Genomic DNA, 20,019 nt, shown 5'->3' with positions numbered 1-20,019 from the left:
CAGTCGGTGCTTTATACCCAATTGCCCTTGCGGAACAAAGGCTCGCGGGTACCGTCAGCGGTGATGCCGTCAATATCCATCTCGGCGGAGCCGATCATAAAATCGACGTGGATCAAGCTTTTATTATAGCCGTTCTCGGCCAGTTCTTCGGGACTCATTGCCGTTCCGCCTTCGATGGTGAACGGATAGGAATTACCTAGCGCTACGTGGCAAGAAGCATTTTCGTCGAATAAAGTATTGTAATAAATGATGCCGGACTGCGAAATCGGCGAGTCATAAGGTACGAGTGCAACCTCGCCTAAATAGCGGGCGCCTTCGTCCATATCCAGCATCTTGTTCAGCACTTCTTGGCCGACTTCGGCGGTCGCTTTCACGACTTTGCCGTTCTCGAACGTCAAGGAGAAGCCGTCAATCAGGGAACCTTGGTAGCTCAGTGGAAGCGTACTGCGAACGGTGCCGTTCGTACCGTTACGAAGCGGCATCGTGAACACTTCCTCTGTCGGCATGTTCGGGAGGAAGAAGATGCCGCTGTCCGTCGTGCTGCCGGCAGCAACCCAAAGATGCTTGGGCGCGAGCTCGATGTAAAGATCGGTGCCCGGCGCTTGCAGGTGCAGCTGTTTGAATCTTTTGCCGTTCAACATTTCTTGTTTGCCGGTCAAGTTCTGAACGTGCGCATTCCATGCCGCAACCGGATCTTCCGCATCGACACGGGTAAGCTTGAAAATCTGCTCCCACAGCTTCTGAATGCGTTCCTCTTCGCTGAGGTTCGGGAACACCTTGGCGGACCATTCTGCCGTCGGGTATGAAACCATCAACCAGTTCACCTGATTGCTGCGCAAATATTTCAGGAACCCTTCACGCGCCGTGGCGGCTGCTTTGCCGGAGATGGCGACCCGTTCCGGGTCTACATCCTTGAGCAAATCCGAGTTCGGCGCGTAGATCTGCAGGAAGGCTGCGCCGCCTTTGGCAAGCTCCTCCAGCCCGTTCGCCCGCCACATCGGATACTCGCGAAGCGTGGACTCCGGCGCGTGCTTCAGGCGCAGTGCCTTCACTTCATCGTCATCCCAGTCGATGACGACGTCTTTGGCCCCGACTTCATAGGCTTTTTTCGTAATTTTACGCACAAAATCGGCGCAGGCAATCGGGGTCATAATGACCACGGTTTGATCCTTTTGAACGTTTAATCCTACTTTCACTGCTAGCTCTGCATATTGATCCAGATACTGTTCGAATGTCTTCATCACGCTAGCTCCTTTATATTTCAGTAAGATTTAGTGTATGATAGAAAATAAAACTTTAACCCGCGGGAGAAAGGCTGGAAACCAATGGAAACGAAAAGCGCCACAGCAACAAGCACTCCATCGAATTTCATTAAGAACATTGTAAACGAAGATCTGAAAACAGGCAAAGTCAGCCAGGTGATCACCCGATTTCCCCCGGAGCCGAACGGATACCTTCATATTGGTCATGCGAAATCGATTTGTCTGAATTTTGAGGTGGCGGATGAGTTCAAAGGCTTGACGAACCTCCGTTTTGACGATACGAATCCGGTCAAGGAAGATACGGAATATGTTGAATCCATTAAGGCCGACGTCGCATGGCTCGGGTTTCAGTGGGACGGTCTGTTCTTTGCTTCGGATTATTTTGAAGAGATGTATAATCGTGCATTAGTGTTGATCCGTAAAGGGCTAGCCTATGTCGACGATCAAACTGCGGAGCAAATCCGTGATACGCGCGGCACGTTGACCGAGCCGGGCAAAGAAAGTCCGTATCGCGGACGCAGCGCGGAGGAGAATCTTGCGTTATTTGAGCGCATGCGCGCGGGTGAGTTCAAGGACGGCGAACGCGTACTTCGCGCGAAAATCGACATGTCCTCGCCGAATATCAATTTCCGCGATCCGGTCATCTACCGTGTCGTTCATGCGCATCACCATAATACCGGAGACAAATGGTGCATCTACCCGATGTACGCTTTTGCCCATCCGATCGAGGATGCGATTGAAGGCGTGACTCACTCCATCTGTACATTGGAGTTCGAAGACCAACGTCCTTTCTACGACTGGGTTATTCGCGAATGTGAAATGCCGAACGTACCTAGACAGTACGAGTTCGCGCGTTTGAATCTGACCAATACGGTCATGAGCAAAAGAAAGCTGAAGCTGCTCGTCGACGAGAAAGCGGTTGACGGCTGGGACGATCCGCGCATGCCGACGATTTCCGGTCTTCGCCGCCGTGGCTTTACGCCGGAAGCGATCCGCAACTTCTGCCGCGAGATCGGCGTTGCCAAAAGCTACAGCGTTGTGGATGCGAAAATGCTCGACCACTTCATCCGCGAGGATCTGAAGCTGAAGGCGCTGCGCACGATGGGCGTTCTCAATCCGCTTAAGGTGGTTATCACCAACTATCCGGAGGATCAAGTGGAGATGCTGGATGCGGAGAACAATTCCGAGAATCCGGAAATGGGATCCCGCCAAATTCCGTTCTCCCGAGAGATTTACATCGAGCAGGACGACTTCATGGAGAACCCGCCGAACAAATATTTCCGGTTATTTCCCGGCAACGAAGTGCGGCTGAAGAATGCGTACTTCATTAAGTGCAATGACTTTATCAAGGATGAGAACGGCAAAGTCGTGGAACTGCACTGCACGTACGATGTGGAAACGAAAAGCGGCAGCGGCTTCACCGGCCGTAAAGTGAAAGGCACGATCCACTGGGTGGACGCGAAAAGTGCTGTGCCGGCGGAGTTCCGCCTGTATGAGCCGCTGATCTTGGATGACGAAGAGAACGAAGGAGCTTCGTTCCTCGAGAACCTCAACCCGAATTCCTTGCAAATCGTGCAAGGCTTTGTTGAGGAGAACATGAAGCAGGCGAAGCCTCATGATAAATTCCAGTTTTTCCGCCACGGCTATTTCAACGTGGACCCGAAATATACGACAGACGATCGTCTGGTGTTCAACCTGATTGTTTCGCTCAAGAGCTCGTTTGAGGTGTAAAGTAATAGCAAGGATTAGTCAGGATGCTGGCTGTTAGCGGATGAGGCGTCAGGTAACGGGAAAATCTCCTGCTAATTTAGCCGATTTCGTTGAAGGAATGTAAATAACGGGAAAACCTCCAACTAATGTAGGGTGATTTGGAGGAAAGCGCTGAATTGCTTGAAACTAACGGTAGGTTTTCCGGTTAAATAGTGAAAAATCGATCTGTGGACGAAATTAGCGGGAGTTTTTCCTGCAAAGCCCATGGGCTGCCAGTATCGGCGCATAAAAAACACTAACGTGTCTGCATTTGCAAACCGTTAGTGTTTTTATTTTGTGTTTCGTTTTTCAATTGCCCATCATTACGAAAAATCAAACGGTAAGGAAATTTGGGTACCGTAACAAAATGCCATTGATTAAGTAAGTTCAATACAAGAAAGCCCGTCAATGTTTCGTATATTGGCGGGCTTTCTTTACATTCCAGACTTTATACCTCCATTATCGGTGCGATCATGCCTAGATTGTAAAGTTTAGCAGGCGGAAATCCTGCTTGCGTTTTACAAATTTGATTTAGCACCAGCGCCTTGGCGACACGAGAATTGATCAAACACCAGCATTTTGCGTGAGTGAGAACAGCGTGTGAAAGCACTCGTAGCTTGTAGAGATTTTGTATAGTTCCTTATGTTAGGATCACACCTGTCGAAAGAACATGGATTTTAGCGAAATATCGGGATTGAGGTGATTTGGCTCACTATTGAATAAGAGATGAGAGCGGAAGTGAATAAGAACGGGCTGATGTTTTACGGTGGTTGGAGTTGATTTTTTAAAAGGCGGAATGTTAAAAATGGAATATTCTGTTATTTGGTAGAGATGAAATTCGCGCAAATTAATTGTATCAGGAGATGATGATGAAATGATGTTTGATAGGAAGGGTAGGATGAACTGGAAGAAGTCGCTCAAGCTGCTGCTGGTCGGCGCCTTGACCATAGGTTTATGGCCTGCAGTGTTGGCTCCGCAGACGGCCAAAGCGGCGGCAGTAGGGCCAGGCGGGGTTACCACAAATCTTCACTTATGGCTCCGTGCTGATGCCGGCGTGACTACGGCGAACGGTACAGTTTCAGAATGGAAAGATCAGAGTGGTAATAACCGTGACTTCTCTCAAACCGATGCCACCAAACAGCCTGTTTATAATGATGGAAGCAACCGGATTAACTTTAATGAGGCAGTAACTTTTGACGGGACGAATGATTATTTATTAAATGCCAATGGTGTTCTGGGAAGTAGCGCGTACAATAATTTTAATGTATTTTTAATGTCGGGTATAGGAATTGGTTCGAATTCTATTTTATGGGAAGAAACGTCCGGTGGGGGCAGATTAAATGTGCATCTGCCTTATAGCGGAACTGTTTATTGGGATGCAGGGAGCCAAGCTACTGAGCGAGTATCTGCTCTTGCAGGAACAGTGGGTCCAAAGTATATTTGGAATTTTAATTATGGAATCAATAGTTCCGTAGACGCAGGTCAATCCATTTATCGTGATGGGAATGCGCTTGTTTCTGCACCCAGTCGAACGAATCCTCTAACAGGTATTAACCATAAAATGTCATTGGGTTCACAATATGATACTAATGGAAATCCAGTAAGTTATTATAATGGCCAAGTAGGCGAAATAATTTTCTATTCAGGTCCATTGACGGCAACAGACAGACTTAAAATCAATTCCTATTTAGCGATTAAATACGGAAAATCGTTAAACAATCTTAATTATTTAGATTCGAATGCCACTCCAATTTGGAATGCAGATCTGAACTATAATAGTAATATTGCAGGTATTGCCCGTGACGATGCACAAGGTTTATATCAAAAGCAAAGCCGTTCGGCGAACGATACATCGAAGCTGACAATTGGCATTGGAGCACAATTGTCAATGAAAAATGAGAATATTTCAGAAACGCTTGCAGATAAACAGTCGTTAATCTGGGGCGATAACGGACAACCCTTAAAATTTGATAAGCAAATTGGGTCGACAGACAAAAACCATGCAGAACGTATCTGGAAAGTTCAGAACACTGGGAATGTCGGTGAAGTGCTAATTGCGATTCCGAAGAATATGATTCCAGCAAATTCGACGTTGCTTGTAAATGGTAACGACTCTGATTTCACGAATGCCACAGAGCATCAATTAACAGTAGTAAGCTTTGAGGGAATAGATTATTTTACGACAAAAACAGCCTTAGCGAATGGACAATTCTTCACCTTTGCTGCTCCAGTGCCAGTACCGAATAGTGCAGTGGAAGCGGGCGGGAATAAAATTATTCTTACGTTCGACAAAGAGGTGGGATGGACAAATTCAACCGGGTTTACAATTACAAATGACGGTACACCAACAACACCGGTCATTAATGTTGACCCAACTGACGCTAAGAAAATGATTTTTACTTTACCAACAGGAACGGATGTCACCGGTAAAACAGTGAATGTGTCCTACAATGGCAAAGGTAACTTAATAGGTACGAACAGTGTACCTGTGAATCAATTCTCTATGGATGTAAAAACAGGCACGTTAGCTAGTGCGGCGAACAACAGTGTCAAAGAAAGCCCGAGCAGCGTCACGGTAGGCGGTTCGGTGACACTAACGGCAGCGGGAGACCGGCAGTCGGAAACAGGAGCGGTGTACGGGGATGAAAGGTACATCCCGACAAGCTGGACATCGACGGAGAGCGGCAAATCGGGAACGTTCAGCGTAAGCGGAGTCACCTATACCTCCACTTATACGCCTGCGACAGCAGGCAGTTACACCGTAACGGCTACTTTCACGAAGCAAAAGTGGGATGGCAGCGCATGGACAGATACGACCACGACGGACACGAAGACGTCCACCGTAACGGCTGTTCTTCCGGTGATGGGAGGCAGCGCAACGATTAGCGGTACTGCCAAGGTGGGTCAAACGTTGACGGCAGATTTAACGGGAATCACGTATACACCGAGCACGTCGGGCAACATTCCGACTTACCAGTGGTACCGTGACGGAGTCGCTATCGCGAGTGCGACGGATCCAAGCTACGCGGTAACCGCAGACGATGTCGGCTCGGCCATCACCGTGACGGTTACCGCTGACGGCACGCATGCGACAGGCAGCGTGACGAGCGCGGCGACGGGTGCGGTAGTGGCAGCAGACGGTGCGGCGGCTCCGACCAATGTAATTTTAGACGCAAGTGCGAAGACGCTGTCGTGGAACAATGTATCAGGATATGCCAATGTTTCCGATTATGAATATACGGTGGATGGCGGTAAAACATGGACGATAGCAACTGCCAATCCGCAGACGATGGCAATCGTGCCGAGTTCTGTTGCTAATGTTCAAGTCCGCGTCAAAGGCGACTCCAGCGCCGGACGGGCTCCCGGTGAAGCCGGTACGGCTGCTCTTCCGTCGATGGGAGGCAGCGTGGCGATTAGAGGTATCGCCAAGGTGGGTCAAACGTTGACGGCGGACTTATCGGGGATCACGTATACGCCTAGCACGTCGGGCAATGTGCCGACTTACCAGTGGTACCGAAACGGGATTGCCATCACGAATACGATGGGATCAAGCTATACGTTAACCGCAGATGACATGGGCGCGGCTATCACTGTGAAGGTCACCGCCGACGGTACGCATGCGACTGGCAACGTGACGAGCTCAGCGACGGGTGCGGTAGCGGCAGCAGACGGTGCGGCGGCTCCGGCAGCGCCTGCACAAGCAAGTAAAACGGCAACGAGCATTACTTTGCAGGCAGTCGCCGGTCAGGAATACAGCAAAGATGGCGGTGCGACGTGGCAGGACAGCCCGACGTTCAGCGGACTGACGCCGGATACGAACTATACGTTTGTGACCCGGGTGAAAGCGACCGCGACGCAGAGCGCGTCTGCTATCAGCGTGGGAACAACGATTCGCACATCGGCTCCAACGTCTAGCAATGCGGATTTGAACGGCTTGACGTTGTCGAGCGGTACGTTAAGCCCTGCGTTTGCGGCGGGGACGACAGACGGCTATACGGCGAGCGCAGCGAACAGCGTGAGCAGCACAACAGTGACGGCGACGGTATATGATTCTGCTCATGCCACAGTGACGGCGAGTGTGTACAACAGCGCCGGCACCTTGGTGAAAGGTCCGATTTCGCTTACGAGCGGTGCAGCTTCCGATTCGCTGCCGCTGAGCGTGGGCATCAACACGATAAAGGTGGTTGTGAGGGCTCAGGACGGCACGACGCAAACGTACACCGTGACGGTGACGCGCGCGTCGGCTACAGAGCACTCCTCCGGTTCGCCTTCGACGGGCTCGCCTTCCACCGGTGCTGTCGGCACAGGGGACAGTACATCCGACAACTCGATAGGGTTCCGCGTTATCGTGAACGGCAAGGAATATGATCAAATCGCTGCGGGCACTACGAACAAAGAGGATGGGAAAACCGTGGTGACGGCGACAGTGGATAAGGCCAAATTGGCGGCTCAGCTTGCGCAAGAGGGCGACAAGCCGGTCATCATCGTCCCTGTTGCGACAGTGAGCGCGGACAAAGTGACGGCTGTATTGACCGGGGATGCAGTGAAAGCGATGGAAAAGAAGCAGGCAATGTTTGAAGTTCAAACGACTAACGGCAACTACAAACTGCCTGCGTCCGAAATAGCGATTGACCGCTTGGCGTCACAGCTTGGCGGGCAAGTGAATCTGTCGGATATCGTTATGCATGTGGATATTGCGAAAAGCGATGACGCGAAGGTCAAACTCGCGGAAAGCACCGCGGGTAAAGGCAAGTTTACCGTCGTCGTGCCGCCGGTCGAATTCACGGTCACCGCTTCGTACAACGGCAAAACGGTGGATGTTGACAAGTTCAATGCGTACGTGGAGCGTGAAATTCCGCTGCCGGACGGCATCGATCCAAACAAGATTACAACTGCAACCGTGCTTGCTGCTGACGGAACGGTCTATCACGTGCCAACCTATATTACCTTTCGCGACGGGAAGTATTACGCAGTTGTGAGCAGCTTGACGAACAGCATGTACACCTTGATCTGGCACCCGATGACTTTTGCGGATGTGGCAGGGCATTGGTCCAAAGACGCGGTGAACGACATGGCATCGCGGTTAATCGTGAACGGGGTCGATGTTACTCATTACAATCCGAATGCGGCGATCACGCGCGCGGAGTTCGCGGCGATTATCGTCAGAGGGCTCGGTCTCCCCGAAAACGGGAAAACTTCAGCGTACGGCGACGTGAAGTCCGGCGACTGGTACGTCGGCGCTGTGGCGAAAGCGCAGGAGTACGGCATCATCAACGGGTATGAGGACGGAACGTTCCGCCCGAGCAAAACAATCACGCGCGAAGAGGCGATGGCGATGATCGCACGGGCAATGAAATTGGCGGGGCTCGATACGAACGTCAGCGGCGCTGACGCCACATCCGCACTCGCCTCGTTCACAGACAGCGCGGCGGTAGATGCGTGGGCGAAGCAAGCTGTCGCGGCGACGGTGAAGAGCGGGTTGGTTAAAGGCTCCGACACAGGACTGAAACCGGCGAGCGACATTACCCGAGCGGAGACGGCGGCCATCGTGCAGCGGATGCTGATAAAGGCCAATCTGATCGATAACCGAAATTCCAAGTAGACACGATAGTGGTTTGAAGCGGGGCTGTCCTGAGGCGAATACAAAGCTAAGGGACGGCCCTTCTTTGCAATCGGGAACATACAAATATCCGATTGCGGCACAAGGAATTGACGCTGTTCTTGTCGAAAATAGGAACTCCAGCATTTGCAAGCAGATGGTGGAGTTGCTCGACAAAACGTTGGGAGTGTCTCTTTATGATACGGATAAAAAACAAAACCGTTCTAAAATATGTTGCATCGTTCGTCCTGTTTCTCTCCATACTTCTCGGCATTCGGTGGTTTTGGTCCGGAATTTTTACTACGCCTGTACATCCTAGTGCGGTTCAAGGCGTGCTCGATCTGCGCGGCTGGGACTTCGCGAAATCCCGGTCCATTACGCTGAAAGGCGAGTGGGAGTTTTATCCGGAAGCATTGATCACGCATGAAGAGAAGGGGCGGCAATCCCTTGATAAGCGTTATATTCAGGTTCCCGGGGATTGGCGAAGCGTTTTGCCGGCAGGGTCAAAGTCGTCGTTCGGATATGGGACGTACCGGCTGCGCATTCTTGTCGATCCTTTGCCGCAACAGTCTTTCAAATTCTGGATTCAAGAAATTCAAGCCTCTTCAGTTGTTGAATTCAACGGTCAGATAGCAGGAGTCGGCCAACCGACTGAGCAAGCGACAACGTATACGCCCCGCCGGATTTCTTATACCCCGCTCTATAAGGCAAACGGAGTGAGTGAGATCGAACTGCTTGTACGCGTTGCCAATTTCGAAAATCCGTTTAATGGCGGCATTGTCAGGGACATCCGCTTCGGGTCGGATGCGGCCATCGATACCGAACGCTGGAGCTCCATTGGCTTTCAGGTTGTGACATTCATGATACTGATGTTGCATGGCTTGTACGCCTTGATGTTATACGTGTTCAATCGGCAAAAATCGTTTCTTGTCTTCTTCATGCTGCTTCTAGTCTCTGGTCTTTCGATTGTGTCTGATAACGACAGCCTGCTGCTGGTATGCATGCCTTTCATCAACTATGCATGGGCGCTGAAAATCAAGGTGCTCTCGTACTTGTCGTTTTCCTTTTTTTTCCTATTACTGATAGGGATATTTGCCAAGCTCCGAACAAACACTGGATTGTTCCGTACGTACGCCGGCGTTTTCGCTCTATATTGGGGGGGGGTGGCGGTCATGCCGCCACCGCTCATTTACTATTCGATCAATGCAAATGTATTCACGCTGATTAGTTGGTTCCCATGGGCCTGGATTGTCTATCTGGTCGGCAAAATGATAGCCAGAAATCAGCCTGGCGCCATCTTTTTGGTGCTTGCCGCCACGAGCATCTTATCCAGCTCCGTCTGGGGAGCGCTTAATACTCGCTCGGAAGTAACGAGCGTCTACTACCCGGTTGACGTGCTGGCAGCTATCGTCTGTTTTTCCGCTTACTGGTTTAAGCAGTACTTCCGCAATTCCGAAGAAAACGCCAAGCTGAACGAGCAGTTAAGGATGGCAGACAAACTGAAGGACGATTTCCTGGCGAACACATCGCATGAATTGCGCAATCCGCTGCACGGGATGCTGAATATGGCGCAAACGGTTCTTGACAGCGAAAAGCATGTGCTGAGCGATAAGAGCGCCAAAAATTTGGAGTTGATGATCACCGTCGGCCGGCGCATGTCGTTTATGTTAAATGACCTGCTAGATTTGACGCGTCTCAAAGAGGGCGTCATCCGCCTGCAGGTACAAAGCGTTCAGGTTCAAGCGGTCGCTTCCGGGGTATTCGACATGCTTCGCTTCATGACCGAAGGCAAGCCGGTCCGGTTGGTTAGCGAGATTCCGAACGAATTTCCTTCTGTGATGGCTGATGAAAACCGGCTCGTTCAAATTGTGTTCAATCTGGTTCACAATGCGGTCAAATTTACTAACGAAGGGACAATTACCATCCGGGCGGCCGTTAAGGGCGGGAAAGCGTACATTAGCGTTGCGGATACGGGCGTCGGCATGGACGCGGAAACGCTGCAAAGAGTCTTTAAGCCCTACGAGCAAGGCGACACCGGCATGACGGCGGCTCCAGGCGGCGGCATCGGACTCGGACTCGGCATTTGCAAGCAGCTCGTAGAGCTGCACGGCGAAGCGTTAGAGATCAGCTCTGCCCCCGGTGAAGGCACAGTATTCACGTTTACTTTGGCGCTGCCCGATTCGTCGTCCGTTCAACCGGAAATGGAAGCTGCGTCGATTCTATTGCCTGCTTATATGGAAACAGGCGCTGCCGGCTCGAACGTTCAATCCGGCGAAGAGGCGGATACGCCAAGTTCCGGATCTACGGATAGACCGATCATATTGGCTGTGGACGACGACCCGCTTAACCTGAAAGTATTAGAGGACATTTTAGCTGCGCAAAGCTTCGATATCGTTGCGGTTACAAGCGGCAAGGAAGCATTGGCCCAACTGAGAACAAGAGTGTGGGATCTGGTTATTGCCGACGTCATGATGCCTCACATGTCGGGATATGAGTTAACGCGCGCGATCCGCGAATGCTATTCGAGCTCGGAGCTACCCGTTCTGCTTCTGACCGCACGCAACAAGTCTGAAGACATAGCCGCTGGATTTTTAGCAGGCGCCAACGATTACGTCGTAAAACCTGCGGATACGATGGAGTTGATAGCTCGGGTGCGGGCATTAACCGATGTACACCGTTCGATGCGCGAACGGCTACGTATGGAAGCGGCATGGCTGCAGGCGCAAATACAGCCGCATTTTTTATTCAACGCCCTCAATGCGATAGCGGCGCTTAGCGACATTAATCTGAACAGAATGCGCCTTTTGCTCGATGAATTCGGGAATTATTTGCGGGCAAGCTTTAATTTCCAAAATTCCGAACGGCTTGTTTCGCTCGAACAGGAACTTGCTCTCGTCCGTTCTTATTTGTATATCGAGAAGGAACGTTTCGACGGCAATCTGGATATTGTTTGGGAAGTCGAGGCGAGCATGGAACTGCGGATTCCCCCCCTTTCCATTCAGCCACTCGTGGAAAACGCAGTGCGGCACGGTATAACGAGGCGTTCGTCGGGAGGAAAGATCCGTATTCAAATCACCGAATATGAAGACCATGCAGAAGCAACAATTACCGATAACGGCGTTGGAATGGATGAAGAAACGGTGCAACGACTATTGCGACTACGTTCGGGCAGCAGGCAGGGAGTCGGCCTGTTAAATGTCAATCGGCGGCTGCAACAATTGTATGGGAATGGCTTGCAAATTCGGAGTTATCCGGAGCAAGGTACGACCGTTTCGTTTGTCGTGCCGAAATGAAGCGTGAGGATTGTCAATCTTTAGCGTTCGCAGGCAGTTGGCTTGGAGGAGGGGGGGGGCGGACGATGCGATCGCCTCCCTTCTCCAGGCTAAGCGTGTGCCCTAGGGCGCTTCTTTGAAAATAGCTCGAAACATGCTCTCGCAAAGCGAATTTACATGGTTAGGGGTACCACGCTGCGGACAATGAATAGTTGCCTTGTCTTTGCCTTGTCGATGTCCTCCTTCGTCACGCTCATTGCGTCAGGGGCAATTTCATTCTCGGTGGATTCCACCCAATCTGCCAGCTTGTCGGTCAAACCGATCCGCAGCTCATTGGAAAACAGATGATCCAGCTTACGGTAGTGCCTCTCTGCTTCTTCTCGCCGTCCGGTTGCCGTATAAAGCTTGATCAGTGCAAGTCCGTCGTCTTCGTTATACGGATCCGCATCCTGAATACGTTCGTAAATCGCGAGCGCTTCCTCCAGCGCTCCGGCTTTCTCATAGAATAGGGCTAACGACCGGGCGTGCTGATACCATAGCTTCCGCAGTCTTTCGCGCTCGCTCTCCGCCCACCAATAACCGTGCTCCTGAAATAGTCCCCTTCATAAAGTTCAAGCAGCCGCAGCAGCTCGGAGTGACTGTCGGCCAAATTCCCTCCGCCCGCCTGATGCAAACCGTTTTCCCATTCATCCACGTCAACCCGTATGCGGCTTGTGTCGAGCACGTAACCTTCCTGAATTGTCAGATTGCGGATGGGGACATCAATGGCCATTTGCTTCAAACACTGTCTGATGTGATAAATTGATGTGTACAATTGCTTCATCGCCTGTTTCGCGTCGAGGTCCGGCCATAGGAGCTCCAAAAGCGTTTCCTTGAGGACGATATTGCCGCGATGATGCAGCAGATAAGCAAACAGATCCTGCGTTTTTGCCGTCCGCCACTTCGGAATTTCAGGAGACCCGCCGCTGCGCTGAAAACGGAGAGACCGCAAACAGAGAATGCGGGATGGCTCCGTTGACCGGATATCTTCTTGTTTATGCAATCTTCTTTGCATCAGGCGCTTTATCGTTTGATCCAAACGAGCTTGAAGCAGCGGCTTAAGCAAATAATCGACCGCATTCAGATCGAACGCTTGGATAGCATATTCGGTATATGCCGTTACAAACACAATATCGACTCCGGGACAAGCCTCCATGGCCAACTCCACTGCATCGATACCTGAAAGTTCCGGCAAGTGAATATCGAAAAATATGACGTCCGGCTGAAGTTCCGGCATTCGCGCAATAGCCTCTCGCGCATTCTGAAACGAGCCTATGACCGAAATTTTGGCATATCCCGATAGCATTCGCCGGATTTGATTTAGCACCAGCGGCTCGTCATCCACCAACATAATCTTCATGTATTTCACGCCCCATAAAAATGTATACATTGTTTTTTCAGTGCCATTTGACCCACTATATCAATACTATCGGGATTTTGGCGATGGATGATTAGAACTTGTCCGAACAAGCCGCGCTGCTGCGGAAAAAGAACGCTGTTATGATTTATCTCATTTTCGTAGGGATGACCATTGCTTTTACTCAGCTTTTTGCCGAGAATAAACGTATAAGCTGGCCGTTATTTGACCAAGGCGATAGGGCATCGAAATGTAGATTTATCTTATACCCATATCATCAACAAGGAGTGAACCGAATGACAACCGTGCTGGTCGTAGACGATGATCCGAATATTTGCCGCATTACGAAGCTGTATTTAGAGAAGAGCGGCTATGCGGTCGAGACCGCTCATGACGGGGAACAGGCGCTGGCGCAGTTTGAAGCGCTTCGGCCCGATTTTATCGTGCTGGATCTCATGCTGCCGAAGCGGGACGGGTGGTCCGTCTGCCAGAAGATCCGCGCGATGAGCGATGTGCCGATCCTGATGCTGACCGCAAGAGGTCAGGTAGAGGAGCGAATCGAGGGGTTGCAAATGGGTGCCGACGATTACTTAGTCAAGCCCTTTGATCCGAATGAGCTGGTCGCCCGCATTGCGACGATTTTGCGCAGGTCGACGGGCCGGGCAGGCTCGCAGGCGCAAACGAATGTCTATGAAGTCGGCAGCCTGCGGCTGGATGCGACTTCGCACGAGGTCACGGTGGAAGGGCAGCAAGTCGCCTTGCCCAAAAAAGAGTATGAGCTGCTGCTTTTCCTTGTACGCAACCCGAACCAGGTTTTCACGCGGGAAGATCTTATCGCGAAGATATGGGGCTGGGATTTCGAAGGCGAGGACCGTGTCGTCGATCTTTACATCAAGCGGTTGCGGCAGAAGCTGTCCCTACTATCCGAAAGGGAAGAGGACTGGGGCATCCGCACCGTTTGGGGCGTCGGGTATAAGTTTGAGGGGCCGGACGTATGCTGAATTCTTTTTACCGCAAGCTATTATTCATTTATATCAGTATAACGATTGTTTCGATTATGGCGATTTCCGGGACGATTGGTTATTCCATGAAGCAGAAAACATACGACCGCAGCGAGAAGCTTCTCCTGGAAAAGGTAGAGCAAGTAGAGGAGCTAACCAGGGAATTACTTGATAATACGATGCTTCAGAAAGATTTTCGCAAGCAAGTCAGCGTCATCGAGAAGGCTTCGAATGTTCGGGTGGCCGTGGTCAAGCATCCTAAAGCGAACTCCGATAAATTCACATCGGTCGGCGAAACGCCTGCCCGCAAGGAGTGGGTGGATAAGGTGCTAAGCGGGGTACCGGTGACGGTGCAGAGTAATTTTGCCGTGAACAGCAATGTCAAAATGTTGATCGTAGGTCAGCCTGTGCTTATCGACAACAAGGTCGTCGGCGGCATTTTTCTGTACACGCCCATTGTGAACATTCAAGGTACGATCAATGATATTAACCGTGCGATTTTCGTATCGGCGCTGCTCATCGGCCTGTTGGCGATAACGGTCTTGTATTTCGTTTCCCGGCATTTCGTGAAGCCGATTCAGTCGATGAGCAGGACGGCGGAGGCACTCGCAACGGGGGATTTCAGCGGCAGGGTCGCGGTGCGGGGCAAGGATGAAATCGCCTCTCTGGCAGACTCGCTCAACCGGATGGCCGGTAAACTGGAGAAAGTTGAAGAGGGCCGCAAACGGTTTCTCTCCGAAATCTCGCACGAGCTGCGTACGCCGCTCACAACGATTCGCGCTTCGCTTCAGGGCATTGTTGACGGCGTCGTTGAGCCGCAGGATGCGCAGGATTTTATCAGCGTCTCCCTAGGCGAGACGGTGCGGCTCAGCAAAATGGTCGATGACTTACTGGAACTTTCCTCTTTTGAGGAGAAAAAGGTGGAGCTCCATATGGGGCCGGTGGACGTTTCGGAGCTGATGGCGCTGGTGGTTACCCAGCTGAAAATGAAAGCGAAGTCCAAGCATATCGAGCTTTTGACGGAGGAAGGCAAGCCGCTTGTTGTCTACGCAGATGCTGATCGTTTACGTCAGGTACTCATCAATTTGCTGGATAACGCGATCAATCATATTCCGGAAGGCTCGACAGCGGGCATTCGCGTGAAATCCATAAAAAATGAAAGCTGGATCGAAGTCTGGGATAACGGTCCCGGCATTTCGCCGGATAAACTGCCGCATCTGTTTGACCGGTTCTATAAGGCTGACGAAAGCCGCAACCGCTCCGGCGCAGGGCTGGGACTGACGATCTGCAAGCATATCGTAGAGGCTCACGGAGGTTCGATCCGCGTGCAATCACAGGTGAGGCAAGGGACCGTTTTTTCGATTTTTTTACCCGTTTCGCCCATGACAAACTTATGACATATTTATCCGGTAGTATAAGTCTCGTAAGCCTAAGACAAAGACAAAATACGAAAACCGAGGAGCGATACTTATGTTGAAAAAACTAACAGGACTAGCTTTGGTAGGCGCTATAGCTCTATCCGTTCCAGTTGCGGCATTTGCCGCCGATACGACGTCAGGAAGCACGGCTGCATCGACTAGCAGCTCCTTCCACCCGGCTAAACAGCTGCTTCAGGATAAAGCGCAAGCCCTTGGCATTTCTACCGAAGGCAAGACAAATGGGCAAATTAAAGCCGAAATAAAGAGTGCGGTAGCCGCTAAGCAATTGGAGCGCCTAAAGAAAGCGGCAGCTAAGCTGGGCATCAGTACGGACGGGAAAACCGCCGCTCAGCTCAAAGCGGACATTCAAGCGGCTGAGCTAGCTAAGCTGCAGGCCAGAGCGACGAAGCTTGGCATTAGCACCGACGGCAAATCGAGCAAAGACCTGAAGGCGGCTATCCAAGCAGCAGAGCTAACCAAGCTGCAAGAAAAAGCGTCTAAGGCCGGCATCTCCACAGATGGCCTGACGGCGAAGCAAATCCGCTCTGCGCTTGTTCAAGCTAGAGACGCGAAAAAAGTGGAGGCTCTCAATAAGCGAGCTGCCAAATTAGGCATCAGCACGGAAGGCAAAACTAAGGAACAAGTTTTGGCCGAAGTGGAGGCTGCATTGAAAGCGAAATGGCAAAAACGGGCCGGACAAAATTAATAGCATCGAAAGATAACCCCGAGGGCAACCTCGGGGTTTATGCTGTTCATGCGGGCTCGCTTGATCTTTTAGGTTCATCGGCTGAGTTTGGTTCACAAGATTTTGAATAAATCCGTCCGTATCTATGCAGATTAATCCATATACGGATGGAGGAGGAAAACTCGGCGTGAATCTATTTGATGGTATCGATCGAATACGAAATCGGAATGACGGGGAGGATCAGCAAGAGGTTCTCGGGGAGAAGATGGAAGTCGACTCCGATGTTAATGAGGATGACAATCGAGAGCGGCAATTGGACGATTCATTTGCGGACTGGTACCGCAATGTCGGCTATTGGGTACAGCAAAAGGAAGAGCTGACTCAGGTACCAAAGGCGAATGTCTTCGAAGCCGCCTCTGAAATGGATACCGAATAGAAGGATCCGAAAATTATGGATAACGATGAGATGGATAGATAGGCTCAATCGAAGCGTTCAATGTTTTAATGACAAGCAGATAACTGGAGGTATGAAAAATGTCTGATCCTACTAACCCTCTGAACAACGTTGTTGCAAACAAAACGAATATCTTTAATAACGAAGTTCAATCAGCTACGAATTATGTACAGAACGCCATCGAAAATGTGGCGGCGTCGACCTCAGATGCAACACAAAATTTGGTCAACAACGTAATGAAAAGACGGCAGAATGCGGATGACAAATAAAAGAGTGCTGTGGAGCACTCTTTCTTTGTAAACTACCTTGGGAAGCGGGCTCCTTTGACCGTGATTCCCGCCAAAATCCAACCGACTCCGACCCATTGCAGCGCCGATATCGGCTCCGATAAGACACTCCAAGCCATGACAATCGCGATCGGAAGCTGGAGGGAACTGAGCATTGACGTCAGTGTGGCGCTGATCCGCGGGGCTCCGAACGCTAAGCATAAGGTCGGCACAGCCGTCCCCACGAGCCCAAGGACAATGCCCAGCAGCCAAAAGCTGTTCCAGGGAACTCCCGTTACGATAAAAGAGGGCGGATAGATGACCATAACCAGTATCAACGCTCCGGTCAGCATGAGGGGAGACCGCAGCCACGGACTGACGCCCGTCTCGACTTTCCCGCTGACATAAAGCGTTCCGGCGCAGGAGAAGGCAGAGCCCAATCCTAACAAAATCCCCATGATGGATAGTTCTTTAAACTGGTCGTGAAAAACGTCTGCTGCACACAATGCGCCCACGATCGTAAGTGCGATGGCCAAGAGTATTTGGCCATCAGGCTTGATCCGCTGAAACAGCCATTCGTAGAAGACGCCGATCCATACAAATTGAAACAGAAGTACAGTGGCGATGGAGGCAGGCAGCGTTTGAATGGAAGCAATATATAACAAGCTCGTTAACCCTGCCAACGTACCGGCTGTCATGAGTTTGAGCGCCGCTTTGCGTGAAGGCCGTTGCCACTTCCTGCCTTTCCAGGCGGCAAGCCCCCAAAGCGAAATCGCGCCGACGATAAACTGAATGCCGGTGATTTGACCCGTATCCAGCCCATGCGCGTATCCAATTTTGGATATTGTTGCATGCAGTCCGTAACAACCTGCACCGATGAAAACAAGTATGATGGCAAGCCTCTGCGACATCATGCTATCCGTTCAGCGCATTCCTCGGAAGGTCTGTTGGCAACGCCTCGGGCCGCTTGCACTCGCTTTTGACTTCGTAATGCAGTCCCCGTTCGGAAGACAAATGGAAACCATGCATCAGCTCCAGCACATGGCAGGCCATATCGCCGCTGGCGCGATGTTCTCTACCGCCCGTAATGGCGTAGGCCATATCCACGACGCCCAACCCGCGGCTGTTTTCTGCAAATCCATGGGTTAACGGGATTTCCATAAAGTCGGGCTGGTTATGCCGCTTGATATAGACAGGCCCGCCAAACGTGTTCGGGTCCGGGACAACCAGGGTGCCGGTCGATCCGTAAATCTCCATATGCGGGAGCTTGGAGCCTTGGATATCGACGCTCGTAATGATCGTGCCGACGGCTCCGCTCGCGAAATCCAGCGTTCCGGCAATATGCGTCGGTACCTCGACTGGAATTTTCTTACCGTAATCGATATCGTTGGTGATCGTCCGTTCCGGATACGTCATCTGCGCCGAGCCGGAAACACGCCGAACCGGACCGATCAAGTTAATGAGCGCCGTCAAATAGTAAGGGCCCATGTCGAACATCGGCCCCGCACCGACTTGATATAAGAATCCCGGATTCGGGTGCCAGCTTTCCGGCCCCGATCCCATCATAAATGCCGTTGCCGCAACCGGCTTGCCGATCCAGCCTTCATCGATCAGCTTGCGGCACGTTTGAATGCCTCCGCCGAGGAAGGTGTCCGGCGCCGAACCGACGAGCAGGTTCTTTTCCTTGGCCAAGGCCAAAATTCGTTGTCCGTCTTCCAGGCTAATCGCCAGCGGTTTCTCGCCGTACGTATGCTTGCCGGCTTCAAGCGCCCGCAGATGAATCTCTGCATGCGCACTCGGGATCGTCAGGTTAATGACGATTTCGATCTCCAGATCGGCCAGCAGTTCATCGACGCTGCATGCTTTGGAGATGCCATATTCGGCCGCTCTGGCTCTCGCTCTTTCCATATTGAGGTCTGAGCATGCGACAATGTCGAGGATATCGAACTTGCGTCCGGCTTCAAAATAAATCGGGCTAATGTTGCCGCAACCAACGATGCCTACTTTTACTTTTCTCACTTGTGTTCCTCCTGATTATCATAATGAAGGGGACCGGTTCGGCCCCCTGCTCTTTAAGCTTCAAAAAATTTGGAGATGTTCCGGTAGCTGATTTCAACGCTCTCCATCTGGTTTCGGCTCGTCAAATCCTGTTCGACGAAGATGTATTTTGCAGCGCCAATCTGTCTCACTGTGTTAATAATGCCTGCGATATCCAGCGTTCCTTCGCCGACTTCAGCGAAATCACCCACACCCAGCGATTCGATAAAGCTTTCGAACGTAATCTCGGCATTGTCTCCGGCTGCTTCAACCAGATTGACCTGCTTGACGGCTGCCGGCAAATCCTTTTGATGCACCAAATCACAGCGGTCCCCAAGCTTTTGCAAGTAGGCGATCGGATCGACACCGCCTCTTATGGCCCAGTAAGTATCCAGCTCCATTTTGACCAGATCCTTGTCTGTGTTCTCCAGGATGATGTCCATGGCGTACCTGTCGTCAAACTTCTGGAATTCCTGATAATGATTGTGATAGTAGAAGTCGATGCCGCCTTTCTTGTAGGCTTCGCCATGCCGGTTTAGCAGTTGGCAGCAATCGAGCACTTCCTGTTTGTTTTTAAAGAAAGCAATTCCCAAAGCAATGGACGTACAGCCAAGCTCCTGGTTATAAGCGATAATTTCCTCGTAGCGGTCCAGCGGGCCGATATGGCTGGAGACGACCTTCATCCCAAGCGCATCCAAGCGCTTCCTAAACTCCGTAGCGTTCGGCTCTAGCCCCTCATCAGCGTTATGGATGGCGATTTCAAGGTTTTTGTAGCCGATGGCTGCCAGTTTCTCGAGCGTGCCCCAATAGTCTTTCTGCAGCTCGTCTCTTACGGAATAAAGCTGTAATCCAAATTGTAAGCTCATTTTCTCTTCTCCTT

The 20,019-nt window shown here is 51.2% G+C and carries 14 protein-coding genes; 8 read left to right on the top strand and 6 right to left on the bottom strand.

Annotated elements, in window-relative coordinates; all coding sequences use genetic code 11:
• Nucleotides 1–11: 11 nt before the first annotated feature.
• The gene (locus ACFQZT_RS26080) at nucleotides 12–1,241 is read right to left on the bottom strand and encodes an aminopeptidase (RefSeq protein WP_379304720.1); all 1,230 of its coding nucleotides are present in this window, start codon (nucleotides 1,239–1,241) and stop codon (nucleotides 12–14) included.
• Nucleotides 1,242–1,325: 84 nt separating this feature from the next.
• Here ACFQZT_RS26080 and ACFQZT_RS26075 point away from each other — a divergent pair, with 84 nt between their 5' ends.
• From ACFQZT_RS26075 to ACFQZT_RS26065, 3 genes are all read left to right on the top strand, one after another.
• Complete coding sequence (locus tag ACFQZT_RS26075) at nucleotides 1,326–2,993, top strand: glutamine--tRNA ligase/YqeY domain fusion protein (RefSeq protein ID WP_379304718.1); 1,668 nt, start codon at nucleotides 1,326–1,328, stop codon at nucleotides 2,991–2,993.
• Nucleotides 2,994–3,909: 916 nt separating this feature from the next.
• Nucleotides 3,910–8,613, top strand: a complete 4,704-nt coding sequence (locus tag ACFQZT_RS26070; RefSeq protein WP_379304716.1) for a DUF8202 domain-containing protein — start codon at nucleotides 3,910–3,912, stop codon at nucleotides 8,611–8,613.
• Nucleotides 8,614–8,807: 194 nt separating this feature from the next.
• On the top strand, nucleotides 8,808–11,903 hold the full coding sequence (locus tag ACFQZT_RS26065) for an ATP-binding protein (protein WP_379304714.1): 3,096 nt from the start codon (nucleotides 8,808–8,810) through the stop codon (nucleotides 11,901–11,903).
• A gap of 152 nt (nucleotides 11,904–12,055) precedes the next feature.
• Here the strand turns inward: ACFQZT_RS26065 and ACFQZT_RS26060 are convergent, their stop codons facing one another.
• Together ACFQZT_RS26060 and ACFQZT_RS26055 are read right to left on the bottom strand one after the other, a co-directional pair.
• The gene (locus ACFQZT_RS26060) at nucleotides 12,056–12,430 is read right to left on the bottom strand and encodes a bacterial transcriptional activator domain-containing protein (protein WP_379304741.1); all 375 of its coding nucleotides are present in this window, start codon (nucleotides 12,428–12,430) and stop codon (nucleotides 12,056–12,058) included.
• A complete protein-coding gene (locus tag ACFQZT_RS26055) occupies nucleotides 12,394–13,281 on the bottom strand; it encodes a response regulator (protein ID WP_379304712.1) in 888 nt (295 codons plus the stop codon). The genes ACFQZT_RS26060 and ACFQZT_RS26055 overlap by 37 nt, the downstream gene beginning before the upstream one ends.
• A gap of 98 nt (nucleotides 13,282–13,379) precedes the next feature.
• On the opposite strand from ACFQZT_RS26055, the gene ACFQZT_RS26050 reads away from it, so the two are divergent.
• From ACFQZT_RS26050 to ACFQZT_RS26030, 5 genes are all read left to right on the top strand, one after another.
• Nucleotides 13,380–14,279, top strand: a complete 900-nt coding sequence (locus ACFQZT_RS26050) for a response regulator transcription factor (RefSeq protein ID WP_379304710.1) — start codon at nucleotides 13,380–13,382, stop codon at nucleotides 14,277–14,279.
• Nucleotides 14,273–15,676, top strand: coding sequence for a sensor histidine kinase (locus tag ACFQZT_RS26045; protein ID WP_379304708.1), 1,404 nt, complete (start codon nucleotides 14,273–14,275; stop codon nucleotides 15,674–15,676). Before ACFQZT_RS26050 ends, ACFQZT_RS26045 begins: the two co-directional genes overlap by 7 nt.
• A gap of 73 nt (nucleotides 15,677–15,749) precedes the next feature.
• On the top strand, nucleotides 15,750–16,403 hold the full coding sequence (locus tag ACFQZT_RS26040; RefSeq protein ID WP_379304706.1) for a hypothetical protein: 654 nt from the start codon (nucleotides 15,750–15,752) through the stop codon (nucleotides 16,401–16,403).
• 166 nt (nucleotides 16,404–16,569) lie between these two features.
• Complete coding sequence (locus ACFQZT_RS26035) at nucleotides 16,570–16,818, top strand: hypothetical protein (protein ID WP_379304704.1); 249 nt, start codon at nucleotides 16,570–16,572, stop codon at nucleotides 16,816–16,818.
• A gap of 98 nt (nucleotides 16,819–16,916) precedes the next feature.
• Nucleotides 16,917–17,105: a hypothetical protein gene (locus ACFQZT_RS26030; RefSeq protein ID WP_379304703.1), complete on the top strand. Its 189-nt coding sequence runs from the start codon at nucleotides 16,917–16,919 to the stop codon at nucleotides 17,103–17,105.
• A 32-nt stretch (nucleotides 17,106–17,137) separates the two neighbouring features.
• Here ACFQZT_RS26030 and ACFQZT_RS26025 read toward each other — a convergent pair whose 3' ends face one another.
• The 3 genes from ACFQZT_RS26025 to ACFQZT_RS26015 are packed head-to-tail and all read right to left on the bottom strand — an operon-like array spanning nucleotide 17,138 to nucleotide 20,005.
• Nucleotides 17,138–18,016, bottom strand: coding sequence for a DMT family transporter (locus ACFQZT_RS26025; RefSeq protein WP_379304701.1), 879 nt, complete (start codon nucleotides 18,014–18,016; stop codon nucleotides 17,138–17,140).
• A gap of 1 nt (nucleotide 18,017) precedes the next feature.
• Nucleotides 18,018–19,121 carry a Gfo/Idh/MocA family protein gene (locus ACFQZT_RS26020; RefSeq protein ID WP_379304699.1) on the bottom strand — a complete coding sequence of 368 codons (1,104 nt, stop codon included), beginning with the start codon at nucleotides 19,119–19,121 and terminating at the stop codon, nucleotides 18,018–18,020.
• Between the two features lie 53 nt (nucleotides 19,122–19,174).
• On the bottom strand, nucleotides 19,175–20,005 hold the full coding sequence (locus ACFQZT_RS26015) for a sugar phosphate isomerase/epimerase family protein (RefSeq protein ID WP_379304698.1): 831 nt from the start codon (nucleotides 20,003–20,005) through the stop codon (nucleotides 19,175–19,177).
• Nucleotides 20,006–20,019: the final 14 nt, after the last annotated feature.

It is taken from the genome of Paenibacillus sp. GCM10027628, from assembly GCF_042676385.1.
Classification (GTDB): domain Bacteria; phylum Bacillota; class Bacilli; order Paenibacillales; family NBRC-103111; genus Paenibacillus_E.
Note: the sequence above shows the minus strand (reverse complement) of the source record. Positions and strands in the feature narration are given on the sequence as shown.